Source organism: Streptomyces sp. LARHCF249 (assembly GCF_052871255.1).
Genome location: NZ_JBIXJQ010000022.1, coordinates 25637 through 51539 on the forward strand (window position 1 = coordinate 25637; position 25903 = coordinate 51539).

Annotated in this window: 27 protein-coding genes; 13 read left to right on the forward strand and 14 right to left on the reverse strand. The window is 73.2% G+C overall.

Annotation, left to right across the window (positions count from 1 at the left end):
- The first annotated feature begins 60 nt into the window (after positions 1–60).
- The 3 genes from ACIPUC_RS36255 (at position 61) to ACIPUC_RS36265 (ending at position 2010) form a co-directional block, all read left to right on the forward strand.
- Positions 61–897, forward strand: a complete 837-nt coding sequence (locus ACIPUC_RS36255; protein WP_446594648.1) for an AraC family transcriptional regulator — start codon at positions 61–63, stop codon at positions 895–897.
- Positions 898–997: 100 nt separating this feature from the next.
- Positions 998–1705 (forward strand): AzlC family ABC transporter permease, encoded by a 708-nt coding sequence (locus tag ACIPUC_RS36260; RefSeq protein ID WP_446594649.1) that lies wholly within the window; start codon positions 998–1000, stop codon positions 1703–1705.
- Positions 1702–2010, forward strand: coding sequence for an AzlD domain-containing protein (locus tag ACIPUC_RS36265; protein WP_446594650.1), 309 nt, complete (start codon positions 1702–1704; stop codon positions 2008–2010). The genes ACIPUC_RS36260 and ACIPUC_RS36265 overlap by 4 nt, the downstream gene beginning before the upstream one ends.
- On the opposite strand, the gene ACIPUC_RS36270 is transcribed toward ACIPUC_RS36265, so the two are convergent.
- Entirely contained in the window at positions 1979–2944 is a 966-nt protein-coding gene (locus ACIPUC_RS36270; RefSeq protein ID WP_446594651.1) for a hypothetical protein, read from the reverse strand. The genes ACIPUC_RS36265 and ACIPUC_RS36270 overlap by 32 nt on opposite strands.
- 81 nt (positions 2945–3025) lie before the next feature.
- Here ACIPUC_RS36270 and ACIPUC_RS36275 point away from each other — a divergent pair, with 81 nt between their 5' ends.
- Entirely contained in the window at positions 3026–3220 is a 195-nt protein-coding gene (locus ACIPUC_RS36275) for a DUF3046 domain-containing protein (protein ID WP_446594652.1), read from the forward strand.
- A 363-nt stretch (positions 3221–3583) separates the two neighbouring features.
- Positions 3584–4672, forward strand: coding sequence for an AI-2E family transporter (locus ACIPUC_RS36280; protein ID WP_446594674.1), 1089 nt, complete (start codon positions 3584–3586; stop codon positions 4670–4672).
- Here ACIPUC_RS36280 and ACIPUC_RS36285 read toward each other — a convergent pair.
- Both ACIPUC_RS36285 and ACIPUC_RS36290 read right to left on the reverse strand, forming a co-directional pair.
- On the reverse strand, positions 4626–5381 hold the full coding sequence (locus tag ACIPUC_RS36285; protein WP_446594653.1) for a Clp protease N-terminal domain-containing protein: 756 nt from the start codon (positions 5379–5381) through the stop codon (positions 4626–4628). The genes ACIPUC_RS36280 and ACIPUC_RS36285 overlap by 47 nt on opposite strands.
- Before the next feature lie 47 nt (positions 5382–5428).
- Positions 5429–6037, reverse strand: coding sequence for a GNAT family N-acetyltransferase (locus ACIPUC_RS36290; RefSeq protein WP_446594654.1), 609 nt, complete (start codon positions 6035–6037; stop codon positions 5429–5431).
- A gap of 182 nt (positions 6038–6219) precedes the next feature.
- On the opposite strand from ACIPUC_RS36290, the gene recA reads away from it, so the two are divergent.
- Positions 6220–7326, forward strand: coding sequence for a recombinase RecA (gene recA / locus ACIPUC_RS36295; RefSeq protein WP_446594655.1), 1107 nt, complete (start codon positions 6220–6222; stop codon positions 7324–7326).
- A gap of 3 nt (positions 7327–7329) precedes the next feature.
- Complete coding sequence (gene recX, locus ACIPUC_RS36300; protein ID WP_446594656.1) at positions 7330–7893, forward strand: recombination regulator RecX; 564 nt, start codon at positions 7330–7332, stop codon at positions 7891–7893.
- Between the two features lie 64 nt (positions 7894–7957).
- Here the strand turns inward: recX and ACIPUC_RS36305 are convergent, their stop codons facing one another.
- The 8 genes from ACIPUC_RS36305 to ACIPUC_RS36340 form a co-directional block, all read right to left on the reverse strand.
- Positions 7958–8362: a rhodanese-like domain-containing protein gene (locus ACIPUC_RS36305; RefSeq protein ID WP_446594657.1), complete on the reverse strand. Its 405-nt coding sequence runs from the start codon at positions 8360–8362 to the stop codon at positions 7958–7960.
- Positions 8359–8892 (reverse strand): cysteine dioxygenase, encoded by a 534-nt coding sequence (locus tag ACIPUC_RS36310; protein ID WP_446594658.1) that lies wholly within the window; start codon positions 8890–8892, stop codon positions 8359–8361. Before ACIPUC_RS36310 ends, ACIPUC_RS36305 begins: the two co-directional genes overlap by 4 nt.
- A gap of 78 nt (positions 8893–8970) precedes the next feature.
- Positions 8971–9057 (reverse strand): putative leader peptide, encoded by an 87-nt coding sequence (locus ACIPUC_RS36315; RefSeq protein WP_311318651.1) that lies wholly within the window; start codon positions 9055–9057, stop codon positions 8971–8973.
- Positions 9058–9090: 33 nt separating this feature from the next.
- Positions 9091–10671, reverse strand: a complete 1581-nt coding sequence (locus ACIPUC_RS36320) for an FAD-dependent monooxygenase (protein ID WP_446594659.1) — start codon at positions 10669–10671, stop codon at positions 9091–9093.
- Positions 10672–10825: 154 nt separating this feature from the next.
- Positions 10826–11719, reverse strand: a complete 894-nt coding sequence (locus ACIPUC_RS36325) for an amino acid ABC transporter permease (protein WP_446594660.1) — start codon at positions 11717–11719, stop codon at positions 10826–10828.
- Positions 11716–12390, reverse strand: a complete 675-nt coding sequence (locus tag ACIPUC_RS36330; RefSeq protein ID WP_446594661.1) for an amino acid ABC transporter permease — start codon at positions 12388–12390, stop codon at positions 11716–11718. Before ACIPUC_RS36330 ends, ACIPUC_RS36325 begins: the two co-directional genes overlap by 4 nt.
- Positions 12391–12473: 83 nt before the next feature.
- Positions 12474–13325, reverse strand: a complete 852-nt coding sequence (locus ACIPUC_RS36335; protein ID WP_446594662.1) for a glutamate ABC transporter substrate-binding protein — start codon at positions 13323–13325, stop codon at positions 12474–12476.
- Between the two features lie 119 nt (positions 13326–13444).
- Positions 13445–14230, reverse strand: coding sequence for an amino acid ABC transporter ATP-binding protein (locus tag ACIPUC_RS36340; RefSeq protein ID WP_446594663.1), 786 nt, complete (start codon positions 14228–14230; stop codon positions 13445–13447).
- A 261-nt stretch (positions 14231–14491) separates the two neighbouring features.
- Between ACIPUC_RS36340 and ACIPUC_RS36345 the strand changes: the two genes are divergently transcribed.
- Both ACIPUC_RS36345 and ACIPUC_RS36350 read left to right on the forward strand, forming a co-directional pair.
- A complete protein-coding gene (locus ACIPUC_RS36345) occupies positions 14492–15208 on the forward strand; it encodes a response regulator transcription factor (RefSeq protein ID WP_446594664.1) in 717 nt (238 codons plus the stop codon).
- A 12-nt stretch (positions 15209–15220) separates the two neighbouring features.
- A complete protein-coding gene (locus tag ACIPUC_RS36350) occupies positions 15221–16633 on the forward strand; it encodes an ATP-binding protein (RefSeq protein WP_446594665.1) in 1413 nt (470 codons plus the stop codon).
- Positions 16634–16642: 9 nt separating this feature from the next.
- Here the strand turns inward: ACIPUC_RS36350 and ACIPUC_RS36355 are convergent, their stop codons facing one another.
- Positions 16643–18805: an endo-beta-N-acetylglucosaminidase gene (locus ACIPUC_RS36355; protein ID WP_446594666.1), complete on the reverse strand. Its 2163-nt coding sequence runs from the start codon at positions 18803–18805 to the stop codon at positions 16643–16645.
- 27 nt (positions 18806–18832) lie between these two features.
- Positions 18833–20086, reverse strand: a complete 1254-nt coding sequence (locus tag ACIPUC_RS36360) for a glycoside hydrolase 5 family protein (RefSeq protein ID WP_446594667.1) — start codon at positions 20084–20086, stop codon at positions 18833–18835.
- Between the two features lie 235 nt (positions 20087–20321).
- Between ACIPUC_RS36360 and ACIPUC_RS36365 the strand changes: the two genes are divergently transcribed.
- A complete protein-coding gene (locus ACIPUC_RS36365) occupies positions 20322–21368 on the forward strand; it encodes a LacI family DNA-binding transcriptional regulator (RefSeq protein ID WP_446594668.1) in 1047 nt (348 codons plus the stop codon).
- A 21-nt stretch (positions 21369–21389) separates the two neighbouring features.
- The gene (locus ACIPUC_RS36370) at positions 21390–22409 is read left to right on the forward strand and encodes an ROK family protein (RefSeq protein ID WP_446594669.1); all 1020 of its coding nucleotides are present in this window, start codon (positions 21390–21392) and stop codon (positions 22407–22409) included.
- A 160-nt stretch (positions 22410–22569) separates the two neighbouring features.
- On the opposite strand, the gene ACIPUC_RS36375 is transcribed toward ACIPUC_RS36370, so the two are convergent.
- Positions 22570–23565, reverse strand: coding sequence for a TAXI family TRAP transporter solute-binding subunit (locus ACIPUC_RS36375; protein WP_446594670.1), 996 nt, complete (start codon positions 23563–23565; stop codon positions 22570–22572).
- A 108-nt stretch (positions 23566–23673) separates the two neighbouring features.
- Here ACIPUC_RS36375 and miaB point away from each other — a divergent pair, with 108 nt between their 5' ends.
- The gene (gene miaB / locus ACIPUC_RS36380) at positions 23674–25191 is read left to right on the forward strand and encodes a tRNA (N6-isopentenyl adenosine(37)-C2)-methylthiotransferase MiaB (RefSeq protein WP_446594671.1); all 1518 of its coding nucleotides are present in this window, start codon (positions 23674–23676) and stop codon (positions 25189–25191) included.
- 34 nt (positions 25192–25225) lie between these two features.
- The coding region (locus tag ACIPUC_RS36385) for a hypothetical protein (RefSeq protein ID WP_446594672.1) at positions 25226–25903 on the forward strand (678 nt) is incomplete at its 3' end.

The window sequence follows — 25903 nt, forward strand, 5'->3', positions numbered from 1 at the left end:
CACTGACAACGGGCCGGACCTGCGGGAACACCCCCGTCCGGCCGGGCGCAGAATGGGGTGATGGGGACGGACGAGGGGCGCCGGGAATGGGCCCGGCACTGGCAGTACCCGCAGCTGCCCGGGCTGGACCTGCTGCGCGCCCACTACGTACGCCACACCTTCCCGCGCCACGCCCACGACGGCTACGTCATCGCGGCCGTCACCGGCGGCATCGAGGAGATCGGCCTCCCCGGCGGCACCGTGCGCGCCGGGCCGGGCAGCGTGGTCCTGATCAACCCCGAGGTGGCGCACACCGCGCGGGCCGGGGTGCCCGAGGGCTGGGCCTACGCCACCCTCTACCCCTCCCGTGAGCTGATCACCGAGGTCGCCGCCGAGATCGGCACGCTGCGCGGGACCCCCGGCTTCACCGCCGACATGGTCGCCGACGCGCAGGGCTCCCGGGCGATCGCCGAGGTCCACCGGGCCGCCGAGGCCGGGAACGCGCTGGCCGCCGACACGCTGCTGCGGGGGGTCGTGGCGCGGATGCTCGGCCGCCACGCGGGCCCGCTGCCCGCCCGTACGGTCCGCCGCGCGGGCGGAGCCGACGCCGAGCGGGCCCGGGCCGTACTGGAGGACCGGATAGCCGACCCGCCGTCGCTGGAACAGCTCGCGGCCGAGCTGGGGACCAGCCCGTTCGCCCTGCTGAGGGCCTTCAGGGAGCGGTACGGCATGCCGCCGCACACCTGGCTGACCGACGCCCGGATCCGGCGGGCGCGCCGGCTGCTCGACGCGGGGACGCCGCCCGCGGAGGCGGCCGTCACCGTCGGCTTCACCGACCAGCCGCACCTCAACCGGCACTTCACCCGCATCGTGGGGGTCCCGCCGGGCGCCTACCGGCGCGAGCGGGCGGCGGGTTAGCGGATCAGCCGCGGGTCAGCGCGCAAGAACGTACCGCGCAAGAACGTACAAGACCGCCCGGCCCGGCCCCGCATAGCTTCGGGGCGTGGGAGAGCAGCGGATGGTCACAGAGGCAGAGACGCGGGAGAACCCGGCGACACCCGGGCGGCCGCGCGCCGCCGTCGTACGCGACGCGCTCGGGGTGGGAGCGGCCGTCGGCCTGTCCGGCTTCGCGTTCGGGGTCACCGCCGCGGGCGCCGGCATCAGCGTGCTGCAGGCCTGCGTGCTGAGCCTGCTCGTCTTCACCGGCGCCTCGCAGTTCGCGCTGGTCGGGGCGCTGGCGGCCGGGGGCAACCCGTTCACCGCCGCCGCCGGGGCCTTCTTCCTCGGGACGCGGAACGCCTTCTACGGGCTGCGGCTGTCGCAGCTGCTCGCCGTGCCGCGCGCCGTACGGCCCCTCGCCGCCCACTGGGTCATCGACGAGACCGCCGCCGTCGCGCTGGGCCAGCCGGACCGCACGTCCGCCCGGCTCGGCTTCACCGTCACCGGGCTCACCCTCTACGTCCTGTGGAACCTCACCACCCTGCTCGGGGCGCTGGGCGCCGAGGCCATCGGGGACACCGCCGCGTGGGGGCTGGACGCCGCCGGGCCCGCCGTGTTCCTCGCCCTCCTCGCGCCGATGCTCAAGACCGCCACCGAGCGGGCCGTCGCCGCCCTCGCGCTGGTCCTCGGGCTGGGATTCCTGCCCGTACTGCCGGCCGGGTTGCCCGTGCTGATCGCCGCGCTGGCCGCGCCCGCCGTGCTGTGGATGAAGGGACGCCGCTCGTGAGCGTCTGGATCGCCATCGGACTGACCGTCCTCGGCTGCTACGCCGTCAAGCTCGCCGGGCTCCTCGTCCCTGCCGGGGCCCTGGAACGACCCCTCGTGCGCCGGCTCGCCGCCCTGCTGCCCGTCGCCCTGCTCGCGGCGCTCACCGCCCAGCAGACCTTCAGCACCGGCAGCGCACTCGTCCTCGACGCCCGCGCCGCCGGGCTCGCGGCCGCCGGGCTCGCCCTGCTGGTGCGCGCGCCGTTCCTGCTCGTGGTCGCGGCCGCCGTCGTCGTCACCGCGGGGGTACGGGCCCTCGGGGGCTGACACCGGCGGGCAGGCGCCCGTACGCGCGCAGCGTCAGCAGGGCCTCCAGCGTGGCGATCGGCCGCCGCTCCAGCGAGCTGCCCGGCGCCCAGGCCCGGCGGCGCACCGGCCAGCCGCCGTCCGGCTGCTGCTCGGCCGCCAGGAAGTCCAGCGCGCGGGCCATCTCCCGGTCGGTGAACCAGCTCCGGGCCAGCGACTCCGGACGGCGCGCGAAGTCGTACGCGTACAGGTGCTCGCCCGGCGCGTAGCCGGGGAACAGCGGGTGCTGCGAGCGCCGCCACGGGTCCAGCACCGCGAGGTTCCCCTCGCGCACCAGCCGTCCCAGCCGGTCCGCGGCCGCCGCGGCGCGGGCCCGGTCCGGGGCGCCGTCGAGGAAGGCCACCGCGCTCTGGACCTCGTACGGATGCGCGTGGCGCAGGCTCTCGATCCGGTCCCAGCAGAAGTCCGTGGCCCGGAAGAGCCAGGCGTGCCAGACCCGGTTGCGGTGCAGCACCCCGACGACCGGGCCCGTGGTCAGCAGCTCGCCCGGCGGGTCGTCGTACACCGGGTGGTACGGGGCGCCCGGATAGCCGCGGGGGGCCGGCGCGACCACCGGAAGGGCGCCCTCCGGGGTGGAGACCCGGGTCAGGTGGCGGCAGAGCCGCTCGATGCGCTGCCCGGCGCAGCGGCCCAGGCTGTCCAGGACGTGCAGCGCGTGCGCGGTGTGCAGGGGCTGGCTGAGCGGGCCGCGCAGATCCGGATCGAGGGCGTGCCCGTAGCCGCCGTCGCCGTTGAGGTAGGAGCCGAGGGCGGTGTCCACCGGGTCGGCGTCGCCTCCGAGGAAGTGGAACGCGAACCGCCGCTGCTCCAGCACCCGCGCCGTGAGCCAGATGAACTGCTCGGCGCGGGCCAGTGCGGGCAGCGGGGTCAGCGGGGAAGCGTCGTCTCCGGCCATGCGTGCAACGTAGGGCGCGGCGGAGCGCAGGGGAGGGACGAACGCGGCCGGTGCACTCTCCCGGGGCGGGATACTGGGGTCATGCGGTTGACGATTTTCTGGGAGCGGATGGCCGAGCACTTCGGTGCGGGCTACGCCGAGTCCTTCGCGCGGGACCACGTCATGGCGGAGCTGGGCGGCCGGACCGTCCACCAGGCGCTGGAGGCCGGCTGGGAGGCCAAGGACGTGTGGCGCGCGGTCTGTTCGGCGATGGACGTGCCGGCCTCGCTGCGCTGACGGGCGGGGCCGCTCCTCCGGCCGCGCGGGCCGCTCCTGCGCCGTGCGAGCCGTGTCCGCGGGCGGCGGGAGGCACCGCTTCGCGGTACGGGCCGCCGGTGGGACAGACTTGTCGGCGTGGCAGCCAGTGATGAGACGACGACCGATCAGCCCGCAGACGCCCACGGTGCGACGCAGCCGCGGCCGGCCGGCCCCGCCTCGCAGGCCGCGCCCGCCGGACCCGCCGCGTCCACCGGGCCCGGGACGCCGCCCGTCGGCCCGGCCGGGCCTGCCGACGACGCCGGGGCCGTGAGCCCGGAGGGCGGTTTCGCGGGGGCCGGGAGCCCTCCGACCGCTGCGGCCCGCGGCGGGGACGATGCGCGGATGCCGCGCTGGCTGCCGCGGGCCGTGATCCTCGTACTGGCCCTCGTCGCCTGCTTCCAGCTCGGCAGCTGGGCCTTCCACCAGCTGATCGGGCTGCTCCTCAACATCCTGATCGCGTTCTTCCTCGCGCTCGCGATCGAACCCGCGGTGTCCCGGATGGCGGCCCGCGGCATGCGCCGCGGGATCGCCACCTTCCTGGTGTTCCTCGGGGTGTTCGCCGCGGCCGCGGGGTTCCTCACGCTGCTCGGCTCGATGCTCGCCGGGCAGATCATCGAGATGGTGGAGGGCTTCCCGCGCTACCTCGACTCGGTGATCAACTCGATCAACGCCACCTTCCGCACCGAGCTGTCCCGGCTGGAGATCCAGGACAGCCTGCTGCGCTCCGACTGGCTGCGCAAGTACGTGCAGGACAGCGCGACCGGCGTGCTCGACGTGTCCGCCACCGTGCTCGGCGGACTCTTCAAGCTGCTGACGATCGGGCTGTTCTCCTTCTACTTCGCCGCCGACGGGCCGCGGCTGCGGCGCGCGCTGTGCTCCGTACTGCCGCCCGCCAAGCAGTCCGAGGTGCTGCGCGCCTGGGAGATCGCCGTCGCCAAGACGGGCGGCTACCTCTACTCGCGCGGGCTGATGGCGCTGATCTCCGGCATCGCGCACTACATCCTGCTGGTGATCCTCGAAGTGCCGTACGCGCCCGCGCTCGCGGTGTGGGTGGGGCTGGTCTCCCAGTTCATCCCCACCATCGGCACCTATCTGGCGGGCGCGCTGCCGATGCTGATCGCCTTCGCGGTCAACCCCTGGTACGCGCTGTACGTCCTCGGATTCGTGGTGGTCTACCAGCAGTTCGAGAACTACGTCCTGCAGCCCAAGCTGACCTCGAAGACCGTCGACATCCATCCGGCGGTGGCCTTCGGATCGGTCGTCGCGGGCACCGCCCTGCTGGGCGCGGTCGGGGCGCTCATCGCGATCCCGGCCGTCGCCACGCTGCAGGCGTTCCTCGGCGCGTACGTGAAGCGGTACGAGCTGACGCGGGACGCGGACGACTCTACTTCCCGGCCTCGCCGCCGAGTACGGCTGCCAAGGCTTCGGTGACGGCGGCCTCGACGGCGTCCTTGTCCACGCCGAGGCCGGTCAGCAGGCCCTCGCCGTGCTCCTGCTCCAGGAGCGCGAGCAGGATGTGCTCCGTGCCCACGTAGCCGTGGCCGAGGCGCAGGGCTTCGCGGAAGGTGAGTTCCAGGGTCTTCTTCGCGGACGCGTCGAAGGGGATGAGGTCGGGGACGTCCGCCACTGCCGGGGGCAGGGCGGCGGTCGCCGCGGCGCGTACCGCGTCGGTGGCGACTCCCTGGGCGCTCAGCGCGAGCGCCGCGAGGCCCTCGGGCTCGGCGAGCAGGCCGAGGACCAGGTGCTCGGTGCGGATCTCGGTGTTGCCTGCGGCGCGGGCCTCGTTCTGCGAGACCGTCACGACGTTGCGGGCACGGGGGGTGAACCGGCCGAAGCCCGCGCTGGGGTCGAGGCCGGAGTCCCCCTCCTTGTCGGCCTTGGGCACGAAGCGCTTCTGGGCGGCCTGGCGGGTGACGCCCATGCTGCGGCCGATGTCGGTCCAGGAGGCACCGGAGCGGCGGGCCTGGTCGACGAAGTGGCCGATGAGGTGGTCGGCCACGTCGCCCAGGGCCTCGGCGGCGACGACGGCGCCGCTGAGCTGCTCCAGGGTGTCGGTGTGGACCTTCTTGATGGCCTCGATCAGGTCGTCGAGGCGGACCGGGTTGGTCATGCGAACGGGTTCCACGGAAGGGTTCGTCATGGGTGCAACCCTAGGTTGACAGTCCCTGGGGTGTCAACCTGCGGTTGTCACTCGGTGAGGGCTGCTTGCGGGGCGGCCGGGCCGCCGCCCAGGTCGAGCCGCATCAGGACGCGGGGGTGGCCGGCCAGTACGGAGGCGGTGTCGGCGGCGTGGGTGAACCCGGCGCGCTCGAAGTTCTTGCGGAGTCCGGCGTACGCCATCGTCAGGTCGACCTCGGCGTCGCCGTTGTCGAGGGGATACGCCTCGATCGCCGGGGCGCCGTGGGCGCGGGCGAACTCGACGGCGCCGGCGATCAGGGCGTGCGAGATCCCCTTCTTGCGGTGGCCCGGGCGCACGCGGATGCACCACAGTGACCACACCGGGAGGTCGTCGACGTGCGGGATCTTGCGGCTGTGCGCGAAGGAGGTGTCCGCGCGCGGCGCCACGGCGGCCCAGCCGACCGGCTCGTCGCCGTCGTAGGCGATCACCCCCGGAGGGGGCTGCCTGCGGCACAGCTCGGCGACGTACTCTCCGCGGGCCGGCCCCCGGAGGTCGTTGTTGAGCTTGGACGGGATCCGGTAGCTCAGGCACCAGCAGACGTTGGCCCCGGGTGACTTCGGTCCGACCAGGGTGCGGACATCCTCGAAGACGGAAGCCGGGCGTACGTCGATGGCCATGCCCCCACGATGCCACGAGAGGCGCGGCGCCCCACGGGCGGCGTGGTGCGCTTGACAGGGAAATCGAACATCCATTCTGATGAGTTATCCACAGCCGAACCGGTCGTGGAGGCGCATTGTCAGTGGCAGGCATTAGCGTCAATGGCGTGAAGCGATCGACTCAAGCAAACCGGGTGGAACCCATGGCAGGCACCGACCGCGAGAAGGCTCTCGACGCCGCGCTCGCACAGATTGAACGGCAATTCGGCAAGGGTGCGGTCATGCGCCTCGGCGACAAGCCGAACGACCCCATCGAGGTCATCCCCACCGGGTCGACCGCGCTGGACATCGCCCTCGGCGTCGGCGGGCTGCCCCGCGGCCGCGTGATCGAGGTGTACGGGCCGGAGTCCTCCGGTAAGACGACCCTGACCCTGCACGCCGTGGCCAACGCGCAGAAGGCCGGCGGCACCGTCGCCTTCGTGGACGCCGAGCACGCGCTCGACCCCGAGTACGCGAAGGCCCTCGGCGTCGACACCGACAACCTCATCCTGTCGCAGCCGGACACCGGCGAGCAGGCGCTGGAGATCGTGGACATGCTCGTCCGCTCCGGTGCCCTCGACCTGATCGTCATCGACTCCGTGGCGGCCCTGGTGCCGCGCGCCGAGATCGAGGGCGAGATGGGCGACTCGCACGTGGGTCTGCAGGCCCGCCTGATGAGCCAGGCGCTCCGGAAGATCACCGGTGCGCTCAACCAGTCGAAGACCACCGCGATCTTCATCAACCAGCTCCGCGAGAAGATCGGTGTGATGTTCGGCTCGCCGGAGACCACGACCGGTGGCCGCGCGCTGAAGTTCTACGCCTCCGTGCGTCTCGACATCCGCCGCATCGAGACCCTGAAGGACGGCACGGACGCGGTCGGCAACCGCACCCGCGTCAAGGTCGTCAAGAACAAGGTCGCCCCGCCCTTCAAGCAGGCCGAGTTCGACATCCTCTACGGCCAGGGCATCAGCCGCGAGGGCGGCCTGATCGACATGGGCGTGGAGCACGGCTTCGTGCGCAAGGCCGGCGCCTGGTACACGTACGAGGGCGACCAGCTCGGCCAGGGCAAGGAGAACGCCCGCAACTTCCTGAAGGACAACCCGGATCTCGCCAACGAGATCGAGCGGAAGATCAAGGAGAAGCTGGGCGTGGGGGTCCGCAAGGACGCCGCCGCCGACGCTGCCGCCGCCGCGCCCGCCGAGGCCGCGGCCGTGCCCGCGCCCGCGTCGAAGGCAAAGACGACGGCCAAGGCCGCCGTGGCCAAGAGCTGACCCGTGCGGGAGCAGGAAAGGGGCGGCAGGGACCGGGGCGGCCGTGAAGGCCGCCAGGAACTGCCGCCCCAGAGCCCCGAGGAGCAGGCGCGGGCCATCTGCCTGCGCCTGCTCACGGGGAGCCCGCGCACCCGGCGCCAGCTCGCGGACGCCCTGCACAAGCGGGGGATCCCCGAGGAGGTGTCGCAGCAGGTCCTCTCCCGGTACGAGGAGGTGGGCCTGATCGACGACGCCGCCTTCGCCGGGGCCTGGGTCGAGTCCCGGCACCGCGGCCGGGGCCTGGCCCGCCGGGCCCTCGCCCAGGAGCTCCGGACCAAGGGGGTGCACGCCACCCTCGTGGAGGAGGCCCTGGAACTGCTGGACTCCGACCAGGAGGAGCAGACCGCCCGCGAGCTCGTGGAGCGCAAGCTCCGCGCCACCCGGGGCCTGGAGCGCGACAAGCGGATCCGGCGCCTCGCCGGGATGCTCGCCCGCAAGGGGTACCCCGAGGGCATGGCCCTGCGGGTGGTCCGCCGTGCGCTGGAAGCGGAGGGCGAGGACGCCGAGGACCTTGACCACCCGGGGTAGGCGGAGCGGGCCCGCTCCCGGACACCCGCGCCCCAGACTTCCCCGGACTCCGTCCGGGGGGCCCTCACGCGGGGCCGGATCCCGGAGGCGTCACCGGGAGGCCTGCCGACCGCCAGGCCTGGAAGCCGCCGGTCAGGTCCGTCGCGCGGTGGAGGCCCAGGGTGTGGAGGGAGGCCGCGGCGAGGCTGGAGGCGTAGCCCTCGTTGCAGATCACCACCACCTGGAGGTCGTGGCTCTCGGCCTCGGGGGCGCGGTGGCTGCCCAGGGGGTCCAGGCGCCACTCCAGTTCGTTGCGCTCGACCACCAGCGCACCCGGGATCAGCCCGTCGCGGTCCCGCAGGGCCTGGTAGCGGATGTCGACCAGGAGGGCTCCGGCGCGGGAGGCGGCGTACGCCTCCTGCGGGTCGACGCGGGTGTAGCCCGAGCGGACCCGCTCCAGCAGTTCGTCGATGCCGGCCGGGGCGCTCACTGCCAGTCCTCCGGACGCTCGACGTGTTCCAGGTTGAGGACCGGGCCGCTGCGGCTGTACCGCCGGATCAGGGGAAGCGGCGGGTAGTACACGTGCACCGAGACCGCGTGCTCGGCCGGCGAGTCGTTGAGGACCTCGTGTACGTGGTGCTCCCCGAAGGCCCGCCCGGTGCCCGCGCCCAGGCTGCGGCGGCGGTCCAGTCCGGGCGCGAGCTCCAGCGACTGCCAGCCCTCCGCGGGCAGCCGTACGGCCAGCGAGTGCTCGGTGAGCCGGCCGCGCGCGGTGGCGAACGCGCCCCGCGACTCGGCGTGGTCGTGCCAGCCGGTGCCGGTCCCCGGCGGCCAGCCGATCAGCCACGCCTCACTGCCGGACGGCCCGTCCAGCCGGATCCAGGTGCGGCCCTGGGGATCGAGCGGCAGCGAGGACACGATCTCGGGGTCGGTGGCGGTGCGGAGGGCGAAGTGGAGGAGCTCGGCGGCCGTGGGGCCGGGCAGGCCGGCGACGGCAGGGGAGTGCGCGGGTGCAGACATGAAGGGGGGACCGTTCCTGGGTTCGCGGAGGTGCGCGCAGGCCGGTGACGGCACGGGGCGCGCGGAGGGAAGGGCGAATCAGCAGGAAGGGCGACACACGCAGCCCGCGTAGCGGAGCAGGTCCATATGGACCCTCCGCCACAGGCGTACGTCATTGCCGGTCATGTCCGCGAGTGAACCACGAGCGCCGCTGGCCGGTCAATCGATCACCACGGCCGGCGGCGTGGCGGCCGACGGCGCCGGCACCCGGGCGGCGGGCGCGCCCGCCCGGACCGAGTCCGCCGCCTCGTACAGCTCCGCCGGGCGCACCCCCGCGAAGGTCGCCGCCAGGTGCCCGTCCGGCCGGACCAGCAGCACGGTGTGCGCCGGGGCTCCCGGATAGGCGTCCGCGACCAGCAGATCGGTGCGGACGGGCAGCGCGCTCACCGCGGCCGCGAGGCGCGGCATGAGCCCGGCGCCGAGCCAGTGGCGCCGGTCCCAGACCCCGGTGCCCGGCGCGACCAGGACCACCAGAAGCCGGCCCTGGCCCAGCAGGTCACGCAGCGGCACGGTCGACCCGTCGGGCGCGGTCACCGGTACGTTCGCCACCGGACCGCCCGGTTCCGTGGCCGTCGGGACCTCCCGTACGGCCATCGGAGGGGCGTACGCCGGCGCCGCGCCCAGCGGCCCCCGCCCCAGGTGCCCGTCGGTCAGGAGGGATTCGGCGGACCGCGCGGAGCCGGGGAGGTAGGTGCGCAGGGCGCCCCCGGACCGCAGCGCCGGCATCGCCTGGTCGGTGGCGCGCAGCCGTGCGGCGACCGCCGTGCGCCGTTCGCCCTCGTAGCTGTCGAGCAGCGCCTCGGAGGCTCCGTGGTGCCAGGCCAGCGACAGCTTCCACGCGAGGTTCTCGGCGTCCCGGAGCCCTTCCTCGACCCCCTGGGTGCCGAGGGCGCCCAGCAGGTGGGCGGCGTCCCCGGCGAGGAAGGCGCGGCCGTCGCGCCAGCGGCGCGCGAGCCGGTGGTGCAGCGTGTGGACCCCGGTGTCGAGGAGGTCGTACGGCGGAGTCGTGCCCCCGCACCACACCGCGAGGGTGTCCCGTACGAGGGTCACCAGCGCATCGGGAGTGACGAGGTCCCCGCGGCCCGGCAGCAGCCAGTCCAGCCGCCACACCCCGTCGGGCAGCGGCCGGCAGGTGACCTCCTGCGGCGGGTTCCGGTCCAGCAGCGCCTCGCCGGGCCAGGGCAGTTCGGTGCGCAGGGCGGCCACGGCGTGCCGTTCCACGGCGGTGCGGCCCGGGAAGCGGATGCCGAGCAGTTTGCGCACGGTGGACCGGGCGCCGTCGCAGCCGACCAGGTAACTCCCGCGCCACCACGTGGTCTCGGCGCCCTGGGTGTGCGCGGTGACCCCCCGGCCGTCCTGCTCCACGGTGTCCAGCCGGCTGTCGGTGACGAGCCGGACGAGCGGGTGCGCGGCCGCGGCGTCGCGCAGCCCGCGCGCCAGGGCGTGCTGCGGAAGGTGCAGCGGGGCGGGGCCGTCGTCGAAGGTGATCCGCTGGGCGGGGCGGCTGCGGCGCATGGTGCGCCAGGCGGCGAAGTACGCCCCCTCGTCGCGCAGCGTCCTGCAGCCCAGCCGGTGCGCCATGGCCGCCGTGTCGGCGTGCAGGACGACCGTACGGGCCGGGCGGGGTTCGTCCTTGCCGGGCCCTTCGTCGAGCACGACGGAGGGCACGCCCTGGCCGGCGAGGGCGAGGGACAGGGACAGTCCGACGGGCCCCGCGCCGACGACGATCACCGGGTCCATGGCGCGGCTCCCGATGTCCGGTATGTGATCACAGAACGTATGCAACCCACTGGAGGTGCCTGCGTCAAGTGACGCCGGCCGCGACAACGCCGTGTGGTGCGGCGGAAAGAGTTCCGCCGCACCACACGTGTCACACCAGTGTACTGACCGACTGTCAGGGAGCCTCGCCCACGCCGGCGGCGCCGCCCGCGTCGACCTCGGCCACGTCACCGGCGACGACGGCGCCGGTGCCCTTCTTCGACTTCCGCAGCCGGCCTTCCAGCCAGGAGGCGAAGGTGGTGAGTGCGAAGTTGACCACGATGTAGATCAGCGCGATCACCATGAGGGCCGCGATGGTGTTGCTGTAGTTCGCCGAGATCTGTCGGTACGTCGACAGCAGCTCGGCGAGGCCCAGCACCGCGCCGCCCAGTGCGGTGTCCTTCAGGATCACCACGAGCTGGCTGACCAGGGCCGGCAGCATCGCCGTGACGGCCTGCGGGATCAGCACGTGGACCATGGTCTGGCCCTTGCGCATGCCGATCGCCTTGGCCGCGTCGGTCTGGCCGGAGGGCAGGGACAGCACGCCCGCCCGGACGATCTCCGCGATGACCGCCGCGTTGTACAGGACCAGTCCGGTGACCACTGCGTACAGCGGCCGCACATCGGAGCTGACCGTGCCGAGCAGGACGTACAGCGCAGAGCTGAAGATCATCAGCATCAGCACCGGGATGGCGCGGAAGAACTCCACAACCGCGCCGACCGGCACCCGCACCCAGGCGTGGTCGGACAGCCGGCCGATCCCCAGCAGGGCGCCCAGCGGGAGCGCGATGACCATGGCGATCGCGCCGGCCTTGAGGGTCTCCAGCAGGCCGGGGATCAGGAACGTGGTCCAGATCTGGCTGTCGGTGACGAAGGGGTTCCACTTGTCGGCATCGAGCTGGTTCTTCTCGCCCATGAGGGACAGCACCCACCACAGGGCGAGCCCGAAGAGCACGACGAAGATCCCGCTGTAGATCCAGTTGCGCGCCTTGGCCTTGGGGCCCGGGGCGTCGTACAGCACGGAGGTCATCGCTTCACCGCCACTCGCTTGGAAACCCAGCCCAGCAGCAGACCGGTGGGCAGGGTCAGAAGGACGAAGCCGAGGGCGAAGACGCCGAACACGGCGAAGAGCGCGTCCGCTTCGTTCTCGACCATTTCCTTCATCAGCAGGGCCGCCTCGGCCACGCCGATGGTCGCCGCCACCGTGGTGTTCTTGGTGAGTGCGATCAGTACGTTGGTGAGCGGTGCGACGACCGCCCGGAAGGCCTGGGGGAGCACGATCAGGGTGAGCACCTGGAAGAAGCTCAGTCCCAGTGCGCGGGCCGCCTCGGCCTGGCCGACGGGCACGGTGTTGATACCGGAGCGCACGGCCTCGCAGACGAAGGTTCCGGTGTAGGCGACCAGTCCGAGGACCGCGAGCCGGAAGCCGGCCTCCTTGGACGTGTCGCCGCCCAGGTTGATGCTGAGGGTCTGGTACAGGCCCAGCGAGCAGCCGAGGATCAGCACCGTCAGCGGGGTGTTCCGCACCAGGTGGACGTATGCGGTACCGAAGCCCCGCAGCAGCGGGACCGGGCTGACCCGCATCCCGGCCAGGATGGTGCCCCAGATCAAGGATCCGGCCGCCGAATAGAGGGTGAGCTGAACCGTCACCCAGAAGGCTCCGAGCACGTCGTACTGCCCGGACTCAAGAAAATCGAACACGATGCCCTGCGCTCTCCCCAGGATGGCCGGTGAGGTGCGCCGCCGCCCGTGGCAGGCGGGCGGCGACGCTCCTCACCGATGAATCAGCTGCCTTCGGTGATCTGCGGGGCAGGCTCGCTCTTGTAGTTGGCCGGGCCGAAGTTCTTCTGCACGGCTGCCTCCCAGGCGCCGTCCGCGACCATCTTCTTGAGCGCGGCGTTGACCTTGGTCTGCAACTCGGTGTCGCCCTTCTTCAGGCCGATGCCGTAGGGCTCGTTGCTCAGGCTCAGCCCGACCAGCTTGAACTTGCCCTTGTTCTTGTCCTGGGCCGCGTAGCCCGCCAGGATCGAGTTGTCCGTGGTCAGCGCGTCCACGGCCTTGTTCTCCAGGCCGGTGAGGCAGTCGGAGTAGCCCGGGTACTCCTGCAGGTCGGCCTCGGGGGCCAGCTTGGTCTTGACGTTCTGCGCCGAGGTGGAGCCGGTGACCGAGCAGAGCTTCTTCTTGTTCAGGTCCTCGGCCTTGGTGATCGAGGTGTCGTCGGCGCGGACCAGCAGGTCCTGGTGGGCCAGGAAGTACGGGCCGGCGAAGTCGACCTTGGCCTTGCGCTTGTCGTTGATCGTGTAGCTCGCGACGACCAGCTTGACGTCGCCGTTGGCGATGAGGTTCTCGCGCTCGGCGCTGACGGCCTGCTTGAACTCGATCTGGTCGGGCTGGTAGCCGAGCTCCTTGGCCACGTAGGTCGCGACGTCGACGTCGAAGCCCGTGTACTTGCCGTCCGGGGTCTTGAGGCCCAGACCCGGCTGGTCGAACTTGATGCCGATGACGATCTTGTCGTTCTTGGCGCCACCGGTCGCACCGCCGTCACTGGCGGCCTTGTCGCTGCCGCCACAGGCGGTCGCGGTCAGGGCGAGAGCGACGGCTGCGGCCGCGGCCGCAACGGCCTTGGAGATCTTCATGGTGAACTTCCCTCGGATGAGACGTTGTTGAACGACGAGCGACGCGTACGGCCGCACGCGCGGGCAGCGGAAGCCGTCCTCGCAGTGGTCCGTCACCGGATGACTACCAGACGAGACCCTCAGTGGTGCAGGATCTTCGACAGGAAGTCCTTGGCGCGGTCACTGCGCGGGTTGCTGAAGAACTGCTCGGGCGTGGCCTCTTCGACGATCTTTCCGTCGGCCATGAAGACGACCCGATTGGCCGCAGAGCGGGCGAAGCCCATCTCGTGCGTGACGACCACCATGGTCATCCCCTCACGGGCGAGCTGCTGCATGACCTCCAGCACCTCGTTGATCATCTCCGGGTCGAGCGCCGAGGTCGGCTCGTCGAACAGCATCACCTTCGGCTCCATCGCCAGCGCGCGGGCGATCGCCACGCGCTGCTGCTGGCCGCCGGAGAGCTGCGCCGGGTACTTGTCGGCCTGCGAGCCGACACCCACACGGTCCAGCAGGGCCACCGCCTTCGCGTGGGCCTCGGCCTGGTCCGTCTTGCGGACCTTGAGCTGGCCCAGCATGACGTTCTGGAGCACCGTCTTGTGCGCGAAGAGGTTGAACGACTGGAACACCATGCCGACGTCGGCGCGCAGCCGGGCGAGTTCCCTGCCCTCCGAGGGCAGCTCCTTGCCGTCGAGCGTGATGGTGCCCGAGTCGATGGTTTCCAACCGGTTGATGGTCCGGCACAGCGTGGATTTGCCCGATCCCGAAGGACCGATCACCACGACGACCTCACCGCGGGCAATGCTCAGATCGATGTCCTGAAGCACGTGCAGCGCGCCGAAGTGCTTGTTGACGTTGCTCAGTACAACCAGGTCGTCCGCGGCACCGGCCGCGTCCTGCACGTCCTTGGTCACTGATACTCCGCTCATCGGCCTCTAGCTCCGTCCTCCTCGGTTGGGAGGACAGTAGTGACGTGGTGTCCACACCGTCATCACATCTGAGGGAGAATTGAGCATAACGATCCGGCCTCGCTCGGATACGCTCCGTGCGCCCCGCCGATCCGCTCGTACCGGGTGCATAACGGAAGACGCGCCCGGCCCGTACCCCCTTGACGTGGGAGTCTGCATCGGCGTGGATGCAAGGTGGCCCTGAACAGAAGCCGAAGACCGAGAAGAGGAGAGGGGGACGACATGAGACTGCTGCTCGTCGAGGACGACGACCACGTCGCCGCCGCCCTGTCCGCGATCCTCACCCGGCACGGCTTCCAGGTCACCCACGCACGCAACGGCGAAGAGGCCCTCCAGGCCCTGCTGCCCGCCGGAGCCCCGCCCTGCCCGCCTCCCTACGGGGTTGTCCTGCTCGACCTGGGACTGCCCGACCAGGACGGTTACGAGGTGTGCGGCAAGATCCGCAAGCGCACCGCCACGCCCGTCATCATGGTCACCGCGCGGGCCGACGTGCGCTCCCGCATCCACGGCCTGAACATGGGCGCCGACGACTACGTCGTCAAGCCCTACGACACCGGCGAACTCCTGGCCCGCATCCACGCGGTCGCCCGGCGCACCGGCGCCTCCGAGGAGGCCGCCGCCACCGGCACCGGGACGCCCGCCACGGTCCGGCTCGGCTCCGTCAGCATCGAGCTGCCCAACCGCCGGGTCACCGTGGACGGCGCCGATGTGCCGCTCACCCGCAAGGAGTTCGACCTGCTGGCCCTGCTCGCGCAGCGGCCCGGCGTCGTCTTCCGCCGCGAGCAGATCATCAGCGAGGTGTGGCGCACCAGCTGGGAGGGGACGGGGCGCACCCTGGAGGTCCACGTCGCCTCGCTGCGCTCCAAGCTGCGCATGCCCGCGCTCATCGAGACCGTCCGCGGGGTGGGCTACCGGCTCGTCGCCCCGACCGCCCCCTAAGGAACCGGCTCCGTGCGCGCCAGGCTGCTCCCGCTGCTCGTCGTCCTGATGGCGGGCACGCTCCTCGCGCTCGGCTTCCCGCTCGCCGTGAGCCTGGCCGCCGGACAGCAGCAGCGGGTGGTCGTCGACCGCATCGACGACAGCGCCCGCTTCGCCGCCCTGGCCCAGTTCGTCGTCAACGCCGAGGGCTCCGGATCCAGCGGCGCCGACGAGCGCATCGCGACCCTCCAGCACGAACTCGCCCGCTACCAGGAGCTTTACGGCATCCGCGCCGGCATCTTCTACCGCGACGACAACGCGATGGCCCGGTCCCCCGGCTGGTGGCAGCTCCCCGAGTCCGGCGAGGGCCGCCGCGCCTTCGAGGAGGCCCTGGCCGGGCGGCGCAGCCACGATCCCGGCCAGGTCTGGCCCTGGCAGACCCACGGCAAGCTCCTCGTCGCCTCCCCGGTGGTCCTCGACGGGGACGTGGTCGCCGTCGTCGCCACCGAATCGCCCACCGACCTGATGCGCGGCCGGATCCTGCGGGGCTGGCTGCTCATCGCGGGCGGCCTCGCCGGCGCCATGCTGGTGGCCTTCGGGGCCGCCCTGCGCCTCACCAGCTGGGTCCTCAAGCCCGTGCAGACCCTGGACGCGGCCGCCCACGGCATCGCCACCGGACGGATGAACTCGCGCGTCGCGGCCGCCGGCGGGCCGCCGGAACTCCAACGCCTGGCCCGTTCGTTCAACGAGATGGCCGACAACGTCGAAGAGGTACTGGAGCAGCAGCGTGCGTTCGTCGCGGACGCCTCCCACCAGCTGCGCAACCCGCTCGCCGCGCTGCTCCTGCGGATCGAGCTGCTCGCCCTGGAACTCCCCGAGGGCAATGAGGAGATCGCCTCCGTCCGCGCCGAGGGCAAGCGCCTGACCCAGGTCCTGGACGACCTGCTGGACCTGGCGCTGGCCGAGCACGCCTCCGCCGAGATCAGCCTCACCGACATCGGGGCGCTGGCCGCCGAGCGGGTCGCCGCGTGGCGCCCGTACGCCGAGGACAAGGGCGTACGGCTCACCGCGACGGGCCGGTCCGCCGTCACCGGCTGGGCCGACCCCATCGCCCTGTCCAGCGCGCTCGACGCCGTCATCGACAACGCGCTGAAGTTCACCCCCACGGGTGAGGAGGTCGAGGTGTCGGTCTCGGTCGTCGAGCGCACCGTCCGCGTGGTCGTCGCCGACCGCGGCCCCGGCCTGACCGAGGACGAGCTGCTCCGCATCGGCGACCGGTTCTGGCGCAGCGGCCGGCACCAGAACATCAAGGGCTCCGGGCTCGGCCTGTCGATCTCCCGGGCCCTGCTGGCCGCGGGCGGCGGGTCCCTCTCGTACGAGAAGAATCCGCCGCACGGGCTGCGGGTGACGGTGGCGGTCCCGCGCACCGACCCGCACCACTCCTGACCGGCGGTTCTACCAGGGCATGGCGGTGCGGGCCGGGGCGGAGGCCGCATACAGCTCGTCCACGGCCCGCACCTCGAAGACCGCCGCCGGCTCGCGGCCCGCCCGCGGGACGGCAGGCAGGTAGAGGGCGGCGCCGCAGGTGCCGCCGAGGAAGCGGCGGCTGCCGTCGGGCAGGACCCGGGACACCGTGTAGTGCCGTACCGGCCCGGCCGCCCGGCGCCACGACAGGCGGAGCCGGGCCTGGTCCTCGTGGCGGGCCGAGGCGTCCACGGTCAGGGCGGCAGGAGACGCCGGGCGCCGACCGGCGGCGGTGTCGCGTACCGACAAGGACCCGAGCCGCCACGCCACGGCTCTCTTCCCGAGCCCCGTGATCCGTACGGCAAGTCCGTACGCGGTCTTCCCCGCCAGGGCCGACAGCCCGACCCGCGACCGCCGCCAGGCCTGCCCCGTGCCGGGGCTTTCCGCACGGAGCCAGGTGTACGGGACCGGCTCGCCCGGAGCCGCCGGCTCGCGCGTGGCCACCCCGACCTCCACGGCCACCGGGCCCGCCTCGGTGGCGTGCACCAGCTCGATGACCGTGGACCGGGTCAGGGGAAGGCGTGTCGCGTGCAGCCCGACGGCGGCCGGGGCGGTCAGGGGACCGGCGACGAGCAGGCTGGAGCCGCCGCGCCAGGCACGCGCGAAGTCCAGGGTCACGGCGGGCCGCTGCCCGGCGGTGTCCACCACCCAGCGTCGGCCCGGCAGCCGGTCCTGGAGCCCCAGGTGGTTCCACGGGGTGTCGGAGGCGACCTCGCCGTCCTCGTACCAGCGCTCCCCGTGCCCGGTGTTGAACGAACAGGCGAAGGGCAGCGCGGCGACCGTGGACCGGTCGGCGACGGCCGTGGCCGGGGCCCGCCAGGTGTCCTCGGGCGCCGGGCGGGACGGATCGAGGGAGGCGCCCGTCCAGAACCGGTCGTCGGCGCGGTGGAAGGCGCCGGGGGAGCGGTCGGTGAGGTGGTTGCGGGTCCATTCGGGCCGGTAGAAGCCGTAGCTGACGATGTGGTCGCGCCCGCGCGGGATGATCGCGTCCCAGCGGACGGCGGAGTTCCAGCCGTGGGACTCGGTGTCCACGGCCGCCCACAGCTCGTGGCGGGAACGGCCCAGCCGGTCCGCGAGCGCCCCGGAGGCGGCCAGGGTCTGCGGGGTCCAGCGGAAGTCCACGAACATCGTGTCCGCGACCCGGCCGGCCCGGTCCTCGAAGAACTCCTGGTTCAGCTCGTTGAGCGCGCCCTGCCAGCCGACGCGCCCGGTGGTGTTCATGGCGTCGTACCACGTGATGCGCAGCCCGTGCGGCTCGCCGGCCGCCCGCAGGGCGCGCAGGAACTGCCGCATCAGGGAAGCCAGTTCGCTGTCCCCGCCCTCGGTCTCGGCGTTGACGAACCAGCCGTCGAAGCCGTACGCCGACGCCACCCGCACCAGCTGCTCGGCGATCGGGAAACGGCCGAGGGAGTCCCGCTGGACCAGGTCGCGGGTCCACCGCAGGTCGCCGCCGTAGGCCGCGGGCGGCAGGAAGACGTTGCCCAGGACCCGGACCCCGTTGCGGTGCGCCGCGTCGACCACGGGCGCGTTCGGGGCGAGCACGATGCCCTCGCCGGAGGAGCCGCCCCAGAAGACCAGCTCGTCGATGTACGCCCAGTGCGTCAGCGCGTAGTAGTCGGCGGTGGCCGAACCCTGCGAGGGGTTCTGCGCGGTGGGCCCGAAGGAGACGAGGGAGGCGATCCGGGCCTGGCCGGTGCGGGCGCCCGGGTGCGGCGGCACCGGGGTGAAGCGCGGCGCGAGCGGCACGGTCGCGCTGTTGTGGGCGAGATCGGGGTCGCCCTGCGGGGTCCACCGCTTGAGCGAGCGCCACACGATCCCGGGCCCGGGGGCGCCCTCGGGGAGGGAGTCCGGGAACCAGTAGGAGGCGTACGGGGCCAGGTCGGCGGGAGTGGTCGCGGCGGCCGTGGCTGCCGCGGCCGCCGGGGTTTTTGAGGCGGCAGCCGACGCCGTAGCGGGAGCGGCCGGCAGGGCGACGGCCCCGGCTGCGGCTGCGGCTGCGGCTGCCAGGACCGTGCGCCGGGTCGGTCGTACCGCTTCGCGTCGTACCGCTTCGCCTCGTATCGATTCGCCTCGTAACGCATCGCTCTCGGACATGCGGGCTCCTCCGGATGGGGCGTCAGGTCAGGCCAGGTCGGGCACGCGCAGCACCTCGGTGATGCCGCGCGCGGACAGGTGCGCGGGGTCCTCGGCGAGCTCGGCCAGCACCACCGCGGGCCGGACGCCCTCCGCGGTGAGCGCCGCCCACGCCTCGAAGAAGGCGCCGCCCGGCGCGCACACCGAACGCCGCGGAGCCGCCTCCGCCCCGCCGACGTCCGCCACCAGAGCGGTGGAGCGCACGGCCGGACGGTGCTCGCGGCCCCGCCGCGCAGCGGCGATCCGCGCGACGGCCGCGCCGGCGGGCTTGGGGCGGCGGTCGTTGGTGAGCAGGCCGAGGCCGTACTCCAGCTCCGGGAAGTCCGCCAGCTCCCGGGAGACGTCGTGCGAGCACCACCAGGTCACGCCCCACAGATCCGGACAGTCCAGGGCGTTGGCCACGGTCGCCTCGGTGAAGGCGGCCGCCCGCTCCGGCCCGATCAACGGGGCGGGGGCGCCGACCTCCTGGAGCCACACCGGGCGGTGCGGGTCCAGCGCCCAGGCCTTGGACAGCTCGATCAGGTACGCGGCGTGGTGCTCGGTCGCCGTCCCCGTCGGGCCGTGGCGCTGCGCGGTGCCGTTGAACACCCAGGAGTGCACGGCGGTGGCCGCGCCCAGCCGCGCGGCCTGGGCGACGGTGAAGGGGTGCCCGTCCCGGTACCAGGCGGCGTCGTACGCGGCGTGCAGGTGGAACCGGCCGGGCGCGCCCGCCTCACAGGCGGCGAGCATCCGCTCCAGCCAGCGGGCGGCCTGCTCCCGGGTGATCCGGTCGGGATCGGGGTGCGGATCGTCGGAGAACTGGTTGACCTCGTTGCCGACGGTCATGCCCAGGAAGTTCGGCCGGTCCGCGAGGGCCGCGGCCAGTGTGCGCAGGTACTCCTCCTGGCCGCCGACCACCTCCGGGTCGGCGAAGAGGCTGCGCCGGTGCCAGGTCCGGGTCCAGGCGGGCAGGAAGTCGAAGCTCGACAGGTGCCCCTGCAGCCCGTCCACCGCGACGTCGAGCCCGCGCTCGGCGGCCGCGTCGGCGAGCGCGACGAGCTGCTCCACCGCGCGCGGCCGGATCAGCGTCCGGTTCGGCTGGAACACCGGCCACAGCGGGAACACCCGGACGTGGTCCAGCCCGAGGGCGGCGATCGAGTCGAGATCGGCCCTGACCTCGTCGAGGTCGAAGTCCAGCCAGTGGTGGAACCAGCCCCGGGCGGGCGTGTAGTTGGCGCCGAAACGGAGCGCGTCTGCGTGCACTGGGCGTCCCTGGAGTTCTGAGGAATTCACCGGGCGAGCCACAACCTGCCGGTGTGCACGGGGAAAGTCAACAGGGCCCCGGCCCGGTGTACTTATGCGCTTCAGCCCTGTTGACACAGGGGTTCCGGCCACTCGAAGCTGTGGGAACTAATGCGCTTTAGCTGTGACGTGCACAGGGAGTGCGGGGAAAAGGACAGCGGTATTTCGGTCCGCGTCACCGAAGGACGAGGCAGGCATGGCCCGCAGACCCACCATCAAGGACATCGCCCGCCGGGCCGGGGTGTCGGAGAGCGCCGTGTCCTTCGCGCTCAACGACCGGCCGGGCGTCTCCCAGGAGACCCGTGCCCGGATCCGCCGCGTCGCCGAGGAGCTCGGCTGGCAGCCCAACAGCGCCGCCCGCGCCCTGTCCGGCGAACGCTCCGGGGCCGTCGGACTGGTCCTCGCCCGGCCCGCGCACACGCTCGGCGTCGAGTCCTTCTTCCTCCAGCTCGTGTCAGGCATCCAGGAGGTCCTCTCCGCCGCCCGGACCGCCCTGCTGTTCCAGGTCGTCGAGGACATCGACGCCGAGTGCGCCGTCTACCGCCGCTGGTGGGCCGAGCGGCGGGTCGACGGGGTGCTCGTCGTCGACCCCCGTACGCACGACCCGCGCCCGGAGCTGCTCGGACAGCTTGGCCTGCCCGCGGTCATGGTGGGCGAGGGGGACCTCTCCCGGGCCGCGGACGCCGTCTCCTCCGTCCGGGCCGACGACGCCGGGGCGATGACCCGGATCCTGGACCACCTCCACGGGCTCGGCCACCGCCGGATCGTCCACGTCGCCGGGCTCCCCGAGCTCGCCCACACGGCCCGCCGGATCGAGGCGCTGCGCACCGAGGCCGCGCTGCGGGGACTCGGCCCCGGCCGGGTGCGCTCCGTGGTCACCGACTACTCCGACGCCGAGGGAGCCGCGGCCACCCGCCGGGTCCTCGCCGAGCCCGATCCCCCCACCGCACTCGTCTACGACAACGACGTGATGGCCGTCGCCGGGATCGCGGTCGCCGCCGAGCTCGGGATCCCCGTGCCCGGCCGGCTCTCCATGGTGGCGTGGGACGACTCCGCGCTGTGCCGGGTCACCCACCCGCGGCTCACCGCGCTCGTACGGGACACCGCGGCCTTCGGCCGGCTCGCCGCCGGGGAACTCCTCGCCGTCCTCGCGGGACGGCCGCCCGGAGTGCGCACGAGCGAGCAGCCGCGGCTCGAGCCCCGCGAGAGTACGGCGCCGCCGGCGGCGCATACTGAATCCTGACCCCTCCCTGGAGCCGCCACCGTGACCAGTCCCACCGCCTCCTTCCCCACCCCGCGCGCCCGCGTCCCGGCCGCGGGCCTGACGGTGGCGATCGACATCGGCGGGACGAAGATCGCCGGGGCGCTGGTGCACCCCGACGGCACGATGACGGGCACGACCCGCCGGCCGACCCCGCGCGGCGGGGGCGCGGACTCCGTGATGGCGGCGGTCACCGAGGTCATCACCGACCTGTCCGGCTCCCCGCTCTGGCCCTCGGCGGTCCGCTGCGGGATCGGCAGCGCGGGCCCGGTGGACTCCTCCCGGGGGACGGTCAGCCCGGTCAACATCGGGGCGTGGCGGGAGTTCCCGGTCCAGGCCCGGGTCACGGCGGAGCTCGCGGCGCGCAGGGCTGCCGTCCCGGCCGTGCTGGTCGGGGACGGCGTGGCGATGACCGCGGCGGAACACTGGCTGGGAGCCGCGCGGGGCCATGCCAACGCCCTGTGCATGGTGGTCTCCACGGGCGTCGGCGGCGGCCTCGTCCTGAACAACCAGCTCCACCCCGGCCCCACCGGCAACGCAGGCCACATCGGCCACATCAGCGTGGCCTTCGACGGCGAACCCTGCGTCTGCGGCAGCCGCGGCTGCGTCGAGTCGATCGCCTCCGGCACCGCCATCGCCGGCTGGGCCCGCGCCCAGGGCTGGACCCCGGCAGAGCCCGGGGGCGACGCCACGGCGGCGGGCGTGGCCGCGGCCGCCGAGGCCGGCGAACCGGTCGCGCTGGCCGCCTTCGACCGCGCGGGCCGCGCCCTCGCGGCGGCCATCGCAGCCACCGCGACCCTCGTCGAGACGGACATCGCGGTCATCGGCGGGGGAGTCGCCGGCTGCGGCGAGACCCTCTTCGGGCCGATCCGCAGCCATCTCGCGGACTACGCCACGCTGTCCTTCGTACGGGACCTGACGGTGGTCCCGGCGAGCCTGGGCACGCACGCGGGCCTCATCGGCGCGGCCGCCGCGGCGACCATGCTGCTGCCCCGGGCCGACACCTCGGACTCACTTCTCTAGGCCGTCTCTTTCGGATCTTGTCGGTCAAGCCCGCGTTGTCTGGCGCCGTGCATCGCAAGGCGGAGGGGCGCCCGAGTACTGGACGTACTTGGGCGCCCCGACAACGCGGCGAGGTGCGGTGCCAGACAACGCGGGTCAGGCAAGATCCGAAAGAGACGGCCTAGGGCTTGACCGACCGGTAGTAGCGCCGCGCGCCCTCGTGCAGGTCCAGGGGGTCGGTGTAGATCGCGGTCCGCAGGTCCACCAGCTGCGCCGCGTGCACCACGCGCCCGATCCCGTCGCGGCTGAGGATCACCGTCCGCGTGAACCGCTCGGTCAGCTCGGGGTCCGTGCCCTCCGTGGTCACCAGCAGGTTCGGGACGGCCAGGGTCGCCACCGCGCTGGTGTTGCGCGCCCGCGCGTAGGCGTCCTGCGGCATCACCGCCGCCCGGTAGTAGCGCGCGGGGCTTCCGCTCCCCTGCAGCCGCTCCACCAGGTCGCCGAGCTGCACGAGCCGGATGTCGAACCGCTCCGACAGCTCCCGCACCGCGTTCGTCGGCAGCCCGCCCGACCAGAAGAAGGCGTCGATCCGCCCCGCCTCCAGCTCGGCCGGCATCGTGTCGATGCCGATGGACACCGGGGTGATGTCGCGCACCGGGTCCAGCAGGGCCGCCGTCAGCAGCCGCTCCGAGATCAGCCGCACCCCGGATCCCGGCTGGCCGATCGCCACCCGCTTGCCCCGCAGGTCACGGGCCGACTGCACCGGGGACCCGGCCGGCACCACCAGCTGCACGTAATCGTCGTAGAGCCGCGCGCAGCCGCGCAGCGAGTCGGCCCCGGGCTTCCCGTCCAGCCGGTACTTGGCCACCGCGTCCGCCGTCGCGACCGTGAAGTCCGCCTTCCCGGCGGCCACCCGCTGCAGGTTCTGCTGCGAGCCCTCGCTGGTCTCCAGCCGGACCCTCACCCCGGGCATGTCCCGCCGGAGCTGCTGCTCCAGCAGCTCTCCGTAGCGGTGGTAGACCCCGGTCCTGACGCCCGTGCTGAAGGTCAGCTCGCCCTTGAGCTCCGGCTCCCCGAAGGGCTTCAGCCACCAGACCAGGACGCCGAGCAGGGCGAGTACGGCCACCAGGGCCCGCAGGGCGTGGCGCCTGCTGATCCGGGGCGGTACGTGAGGCATGGGCGCGATCCTGCCACCCGCCCGCCGTCCTGTCACGGCGCGGGCTCACGGCACGGTCCGTCGCCCACGGCGGCCGGAGGGCCTCCGGGTACCGCCTACCCTTGTTCCATGACCAGCAGCAGCGACCGGAGCACGGCAGTGGACGTCAAGGGAACATACGAGGTGCGCACCTACGGGTGCCAGATGAACGTGCACGACTCCGAGCGGCTCTCCGGTCTGCTGGAGGACGCCGGCTACGTCCGCGCCCCGGAGGGCTCCGACGGCGACGCCGACGTCGTGGTCTTCAACACCTGCGCGGTCCGCGAGAACGCCGACAACAAGCTGTACGGCAACCTCGGCCGGCTCGCCCCCATGAAGACGAAGCGGCCCGGCATGCAGATCGCCGTCGGCGGCTGCCTCGCGCAGAAGGACCGCGACACGATCGTCAAGCGGGCCCCCTGGGTGGACGTCGTCTTCGGTACGCACAACATCGGCAAGCTGCCCGTGCTGCTGGAGCGCGCCCGCATCCAGGAGGAGGCGCAGATCGAGATCGCCGAGTCCCTGGAGGCGTTCCCCTCGACGCTGCCGACCCGCCGCGAGTCCGCGTACGCGGCCTGGGTCTCGATCTCCGTAGGCTGCAACAACACCTGCACCTTCTGCATCGTTCCGGCGCTGCGCGGCAAGGAGGAGGACCGCCGTCCCGGCGACATCCTCGCCGAGGTGGAGGCCCTGGTCGCCGAGGGCGTCTCCGAGATCACCCTGCTCGGGCAGAACGTCAACGCGTACGGCTCCGACCTGGGCGACCGCGAGGCCTTCGGCAAGCTGCTGCGCGCCTGCGGCCGGATCGAGGGCCTGGAGCGGGTCCGCTTCACCTCGCCGCACCCGCGCGACTTCACGGACGACGTGATCGCGGCGATGGCCGAGACCCCGAACGTGATGCCGCAGCTGCACATGCCGCTGCAGTCCGGCTCGGACCCCATCCTCAAGGCGATGCGCCGGTCGTACCGGCAGGAGCGTTTCCTCGGGATCATCGAGAAGGTCCGCGCCGCGATCCCGCACGCCGCGATCTCCACCGACATCATCGTGGGCTTCCCCGGCGAGACGGAGGAGGACTTCCAGCAGACGATGCACGTGGTACGCGAGGCCCGCTTCGCGAGCGCCTTCACCTTCCAGTACTCCAAGCGGCCCGGCACCCCCGCCGCCGACATGGAGGGGCAGATCCCCAAGGAGGTCGTGCAGGACCGCTACATGCGCCTGGTCGCCCTCCAGGAGGAGATCTCCTGGGAGGAGAACAAGAAGCAGGTCGGCCGCACGCTGGAGGTCATGGTCGCGGAGGGCGAGGGCCGCAAGGACGGCGCCACCCACCGACTGTCGGGCCGCGCCGCCGACAACCGCCTGGTCCACTTCACGAAGCCGGACGCGGAGGTCCGGCCGGGCGACGTGGTCACCGTGGACATCACCTACGCGGCCCCGCACCACCTGCTGGCCGAGGGCCCGACCCTGGCCGTGCGCCGCACCCGCGCCGGCGACGCCTGGGAGAAGCGCAACGCCGCCCCGGCCCAGCCCGCCGGAGTCATGCTCGGCATCCCGACCCTGGGCGTCCCGGCCCCGCTGCCCGCCGCCACCTCGGGCTGCGCCATCGACTGACCGCCGGCCGCGGGCGGCGGCTAGGCTGCGGATCATGCTCGTAGCCGCTGCCGTCTGTCCCGCCCCGCCGCTGCTCGTGCCGGAGGTCGCCTCGGGGGCCGCCGCCGAACTCGGCGACGCCCGCACCGCCTGCTCCGACGCGATCGCGGTGCTCGCCGCCTCCCGGCCCGACCTGCTCGTCGTGGTCGGGGCCGCCGACGAGGACCGCATCGGGCCCTACCCCCAGGGTGCCCGCGGCACCTTCCGCGGATTCGGCGTCGAGGCCGGCGTAGAGCTCGGGGAGGGTGAGGAAGGGCGGCGCCCGCTGCCCCCCTCGCTCACCGTGGGTGCCTGGCTGCTGCGGCACGCGCGCTGGGGCGCGGCGCCCGTCGAGGGGCTCGGTGTCGCGGAGCGGCTGGACACCGGGCGGTGCCTGGAGGCCGGCCGGGAGCTCGCCGCGCGCGATGCCCGCGTCGCGCTGCTCGTGATGGGCGACGGCAGCGCCTGCCGGACCCTGAAGGCCCCCGGCTACCTGGACGAGCGCGCCGCAGCCTTCGACGCGGCCGCCGCCCGGGCGCTGGGCGCCGCCGACGCGGCCGCGCTCGCCGCCCTCGACACGGAACTCGCGGCCGAGCTCCTGGCCGCCGGACGGGCCCCCTGGCAGGTGCTTGCGGGCGCCGCCGAGGGCGCGGGGCTCGACGGGCGCCTGCTGTACGAGGACGCGCCGTACGGG

Bases quoted from the DNA above. Each gene is read 5' to 3' on its own strand.
- ACIPUC_RS36340 (WP_446594663.1), bottom strand. From the start codon at position 14,230: ATGAGCGGAGTATCAGTGACCAAGGACGTGCAGGACGCGGCCGGTGCC.
- ACIPUC_RS36325 (WP_446594660.1), bottom strand. From the start codon at position 11,719: ATGACCTCCGTGCTGTACGACGCCCCGGGCCCCAAGGCCAAGGCGCGC.
- recA (WP_446594655.1), top strand. From the start codon at position 6,220: ATGGCAGGCACCGACCGCGAGAAGGCTCTCGACGCCGCGCTCGCACAG.
- ACIPUC_RS36280 (WP_446594674.1), top strand. From the start codon at position 3,584: ATGCCGCGCTGGCTGCCGCGGGCCGTGATCCTCGTACTGGCCCTCGTC.
- ACIPUC_RS36260 (WP_446594649.1), top strand. From the start codon at position 998: ATGGTCACAGAGGCAGAGACGCGGGAGAACCCGGCGACACCCGGGCGG.
- miaB (WP_446594671.1), top strand. From the start codon at position 23,674: ATGACCAGCAGCAGCGACCGGAGCACGGCAGTGGACGTCAAGGGAACA.
- ACIPUC_RS36365 (WP_446594668.1), top strand. From the start codon at position 20,322: ATGGCCCGCAGACCCACCATCAAGGACATCGCCCGCCGGGCCGGGGTG.
- ACIPUC_RS36290 (WP_446594654.1), bottom strand. From the start codon at position 6,037: ATGGCCATCGACGTACGCCCGGCTTCCGTCTTCGAGGATGTCCGCACC.
- ACIPUC_RS36355 (WP_446594666.1), bottom strand. From the start codon at position 18,805: ATGTCCGAGAGCGATGCGTTACGAGGCGAATCGATACGAGGCGAAGCG.
- ACIPUC_RS36275 (WP_446594652.1), top strand. From the start codon at position 3,026: ATGCGGTTGACGATTTTCTGGGAGCGGATGGCCGAGCACTTCGGTGCG.
- ACIPUC_RS36345 (WP_446594664.1), top strand. From the start codon at position 14,492: ATGAGACTGCTGCTCGTCGAGGACGACGACCACGTCGCCGCCGCCCTG.
- ACIPUC_RS36320 (WP_446594659.1), bottom strand. From the start codon at position 10,671: ATGGACCCGGTGATCGTCGTCGGCGCGGGGCCCGTCGGACTGTCCCTG.
- ACIPUC_RS36285 (WP_446594653.1), bottom strand. From the start codon at position 5,381: ATGACGAACCCTTCCGTGGAACCCGTTCGCATGACCAACCCGGTCCGC.
- ACIPUC_RS36270 (WP_446594651.1), bottom strand. From the start codon at position 2,944: ATGGCCGGAGACGACGCTTCCCCGCTGACCCCGCTGCCCGCACTGGCC.
- ACIPUC_RS36310 (WP_446594658.1), bottom strand. From the start codon at position 8,892: ATGTCTGCACCCGCGCACTCCCCTGCCGTCGCCGGCCTGCCCGGCCCC.
- ACIPUC_RS36255 (WP_446594648.1), top strand. From the start codon at position 61: ATGGGGACGGACGAGGGGCGCCGGGAATGGGCCCGGCACTGGCAGTAC.
- ACIPUC_RS36335 (WP_446594662.1), bottom strand. From the start codon at position 13,325: ATGAAGATCTCCAAGGCCGTTGCGGCCGCGGCCGCAGCCGTCGCTCTC.
- ACIPUC_RS36315 (WP_311318651.1), bottom strand. From the start codon at position 9,057: ATGACCGGCAATGACGTACGCCTGTGGCGGAGGGTCCATATGGACCTG.
- ACIPUC_RS36375 (WP_446594670.1), bottom strand. From the start codon at position 23,565: ATGCCTCACGTACCGCCCCGGATCAGCAGGCGCCACGCCCTGCGGGCC.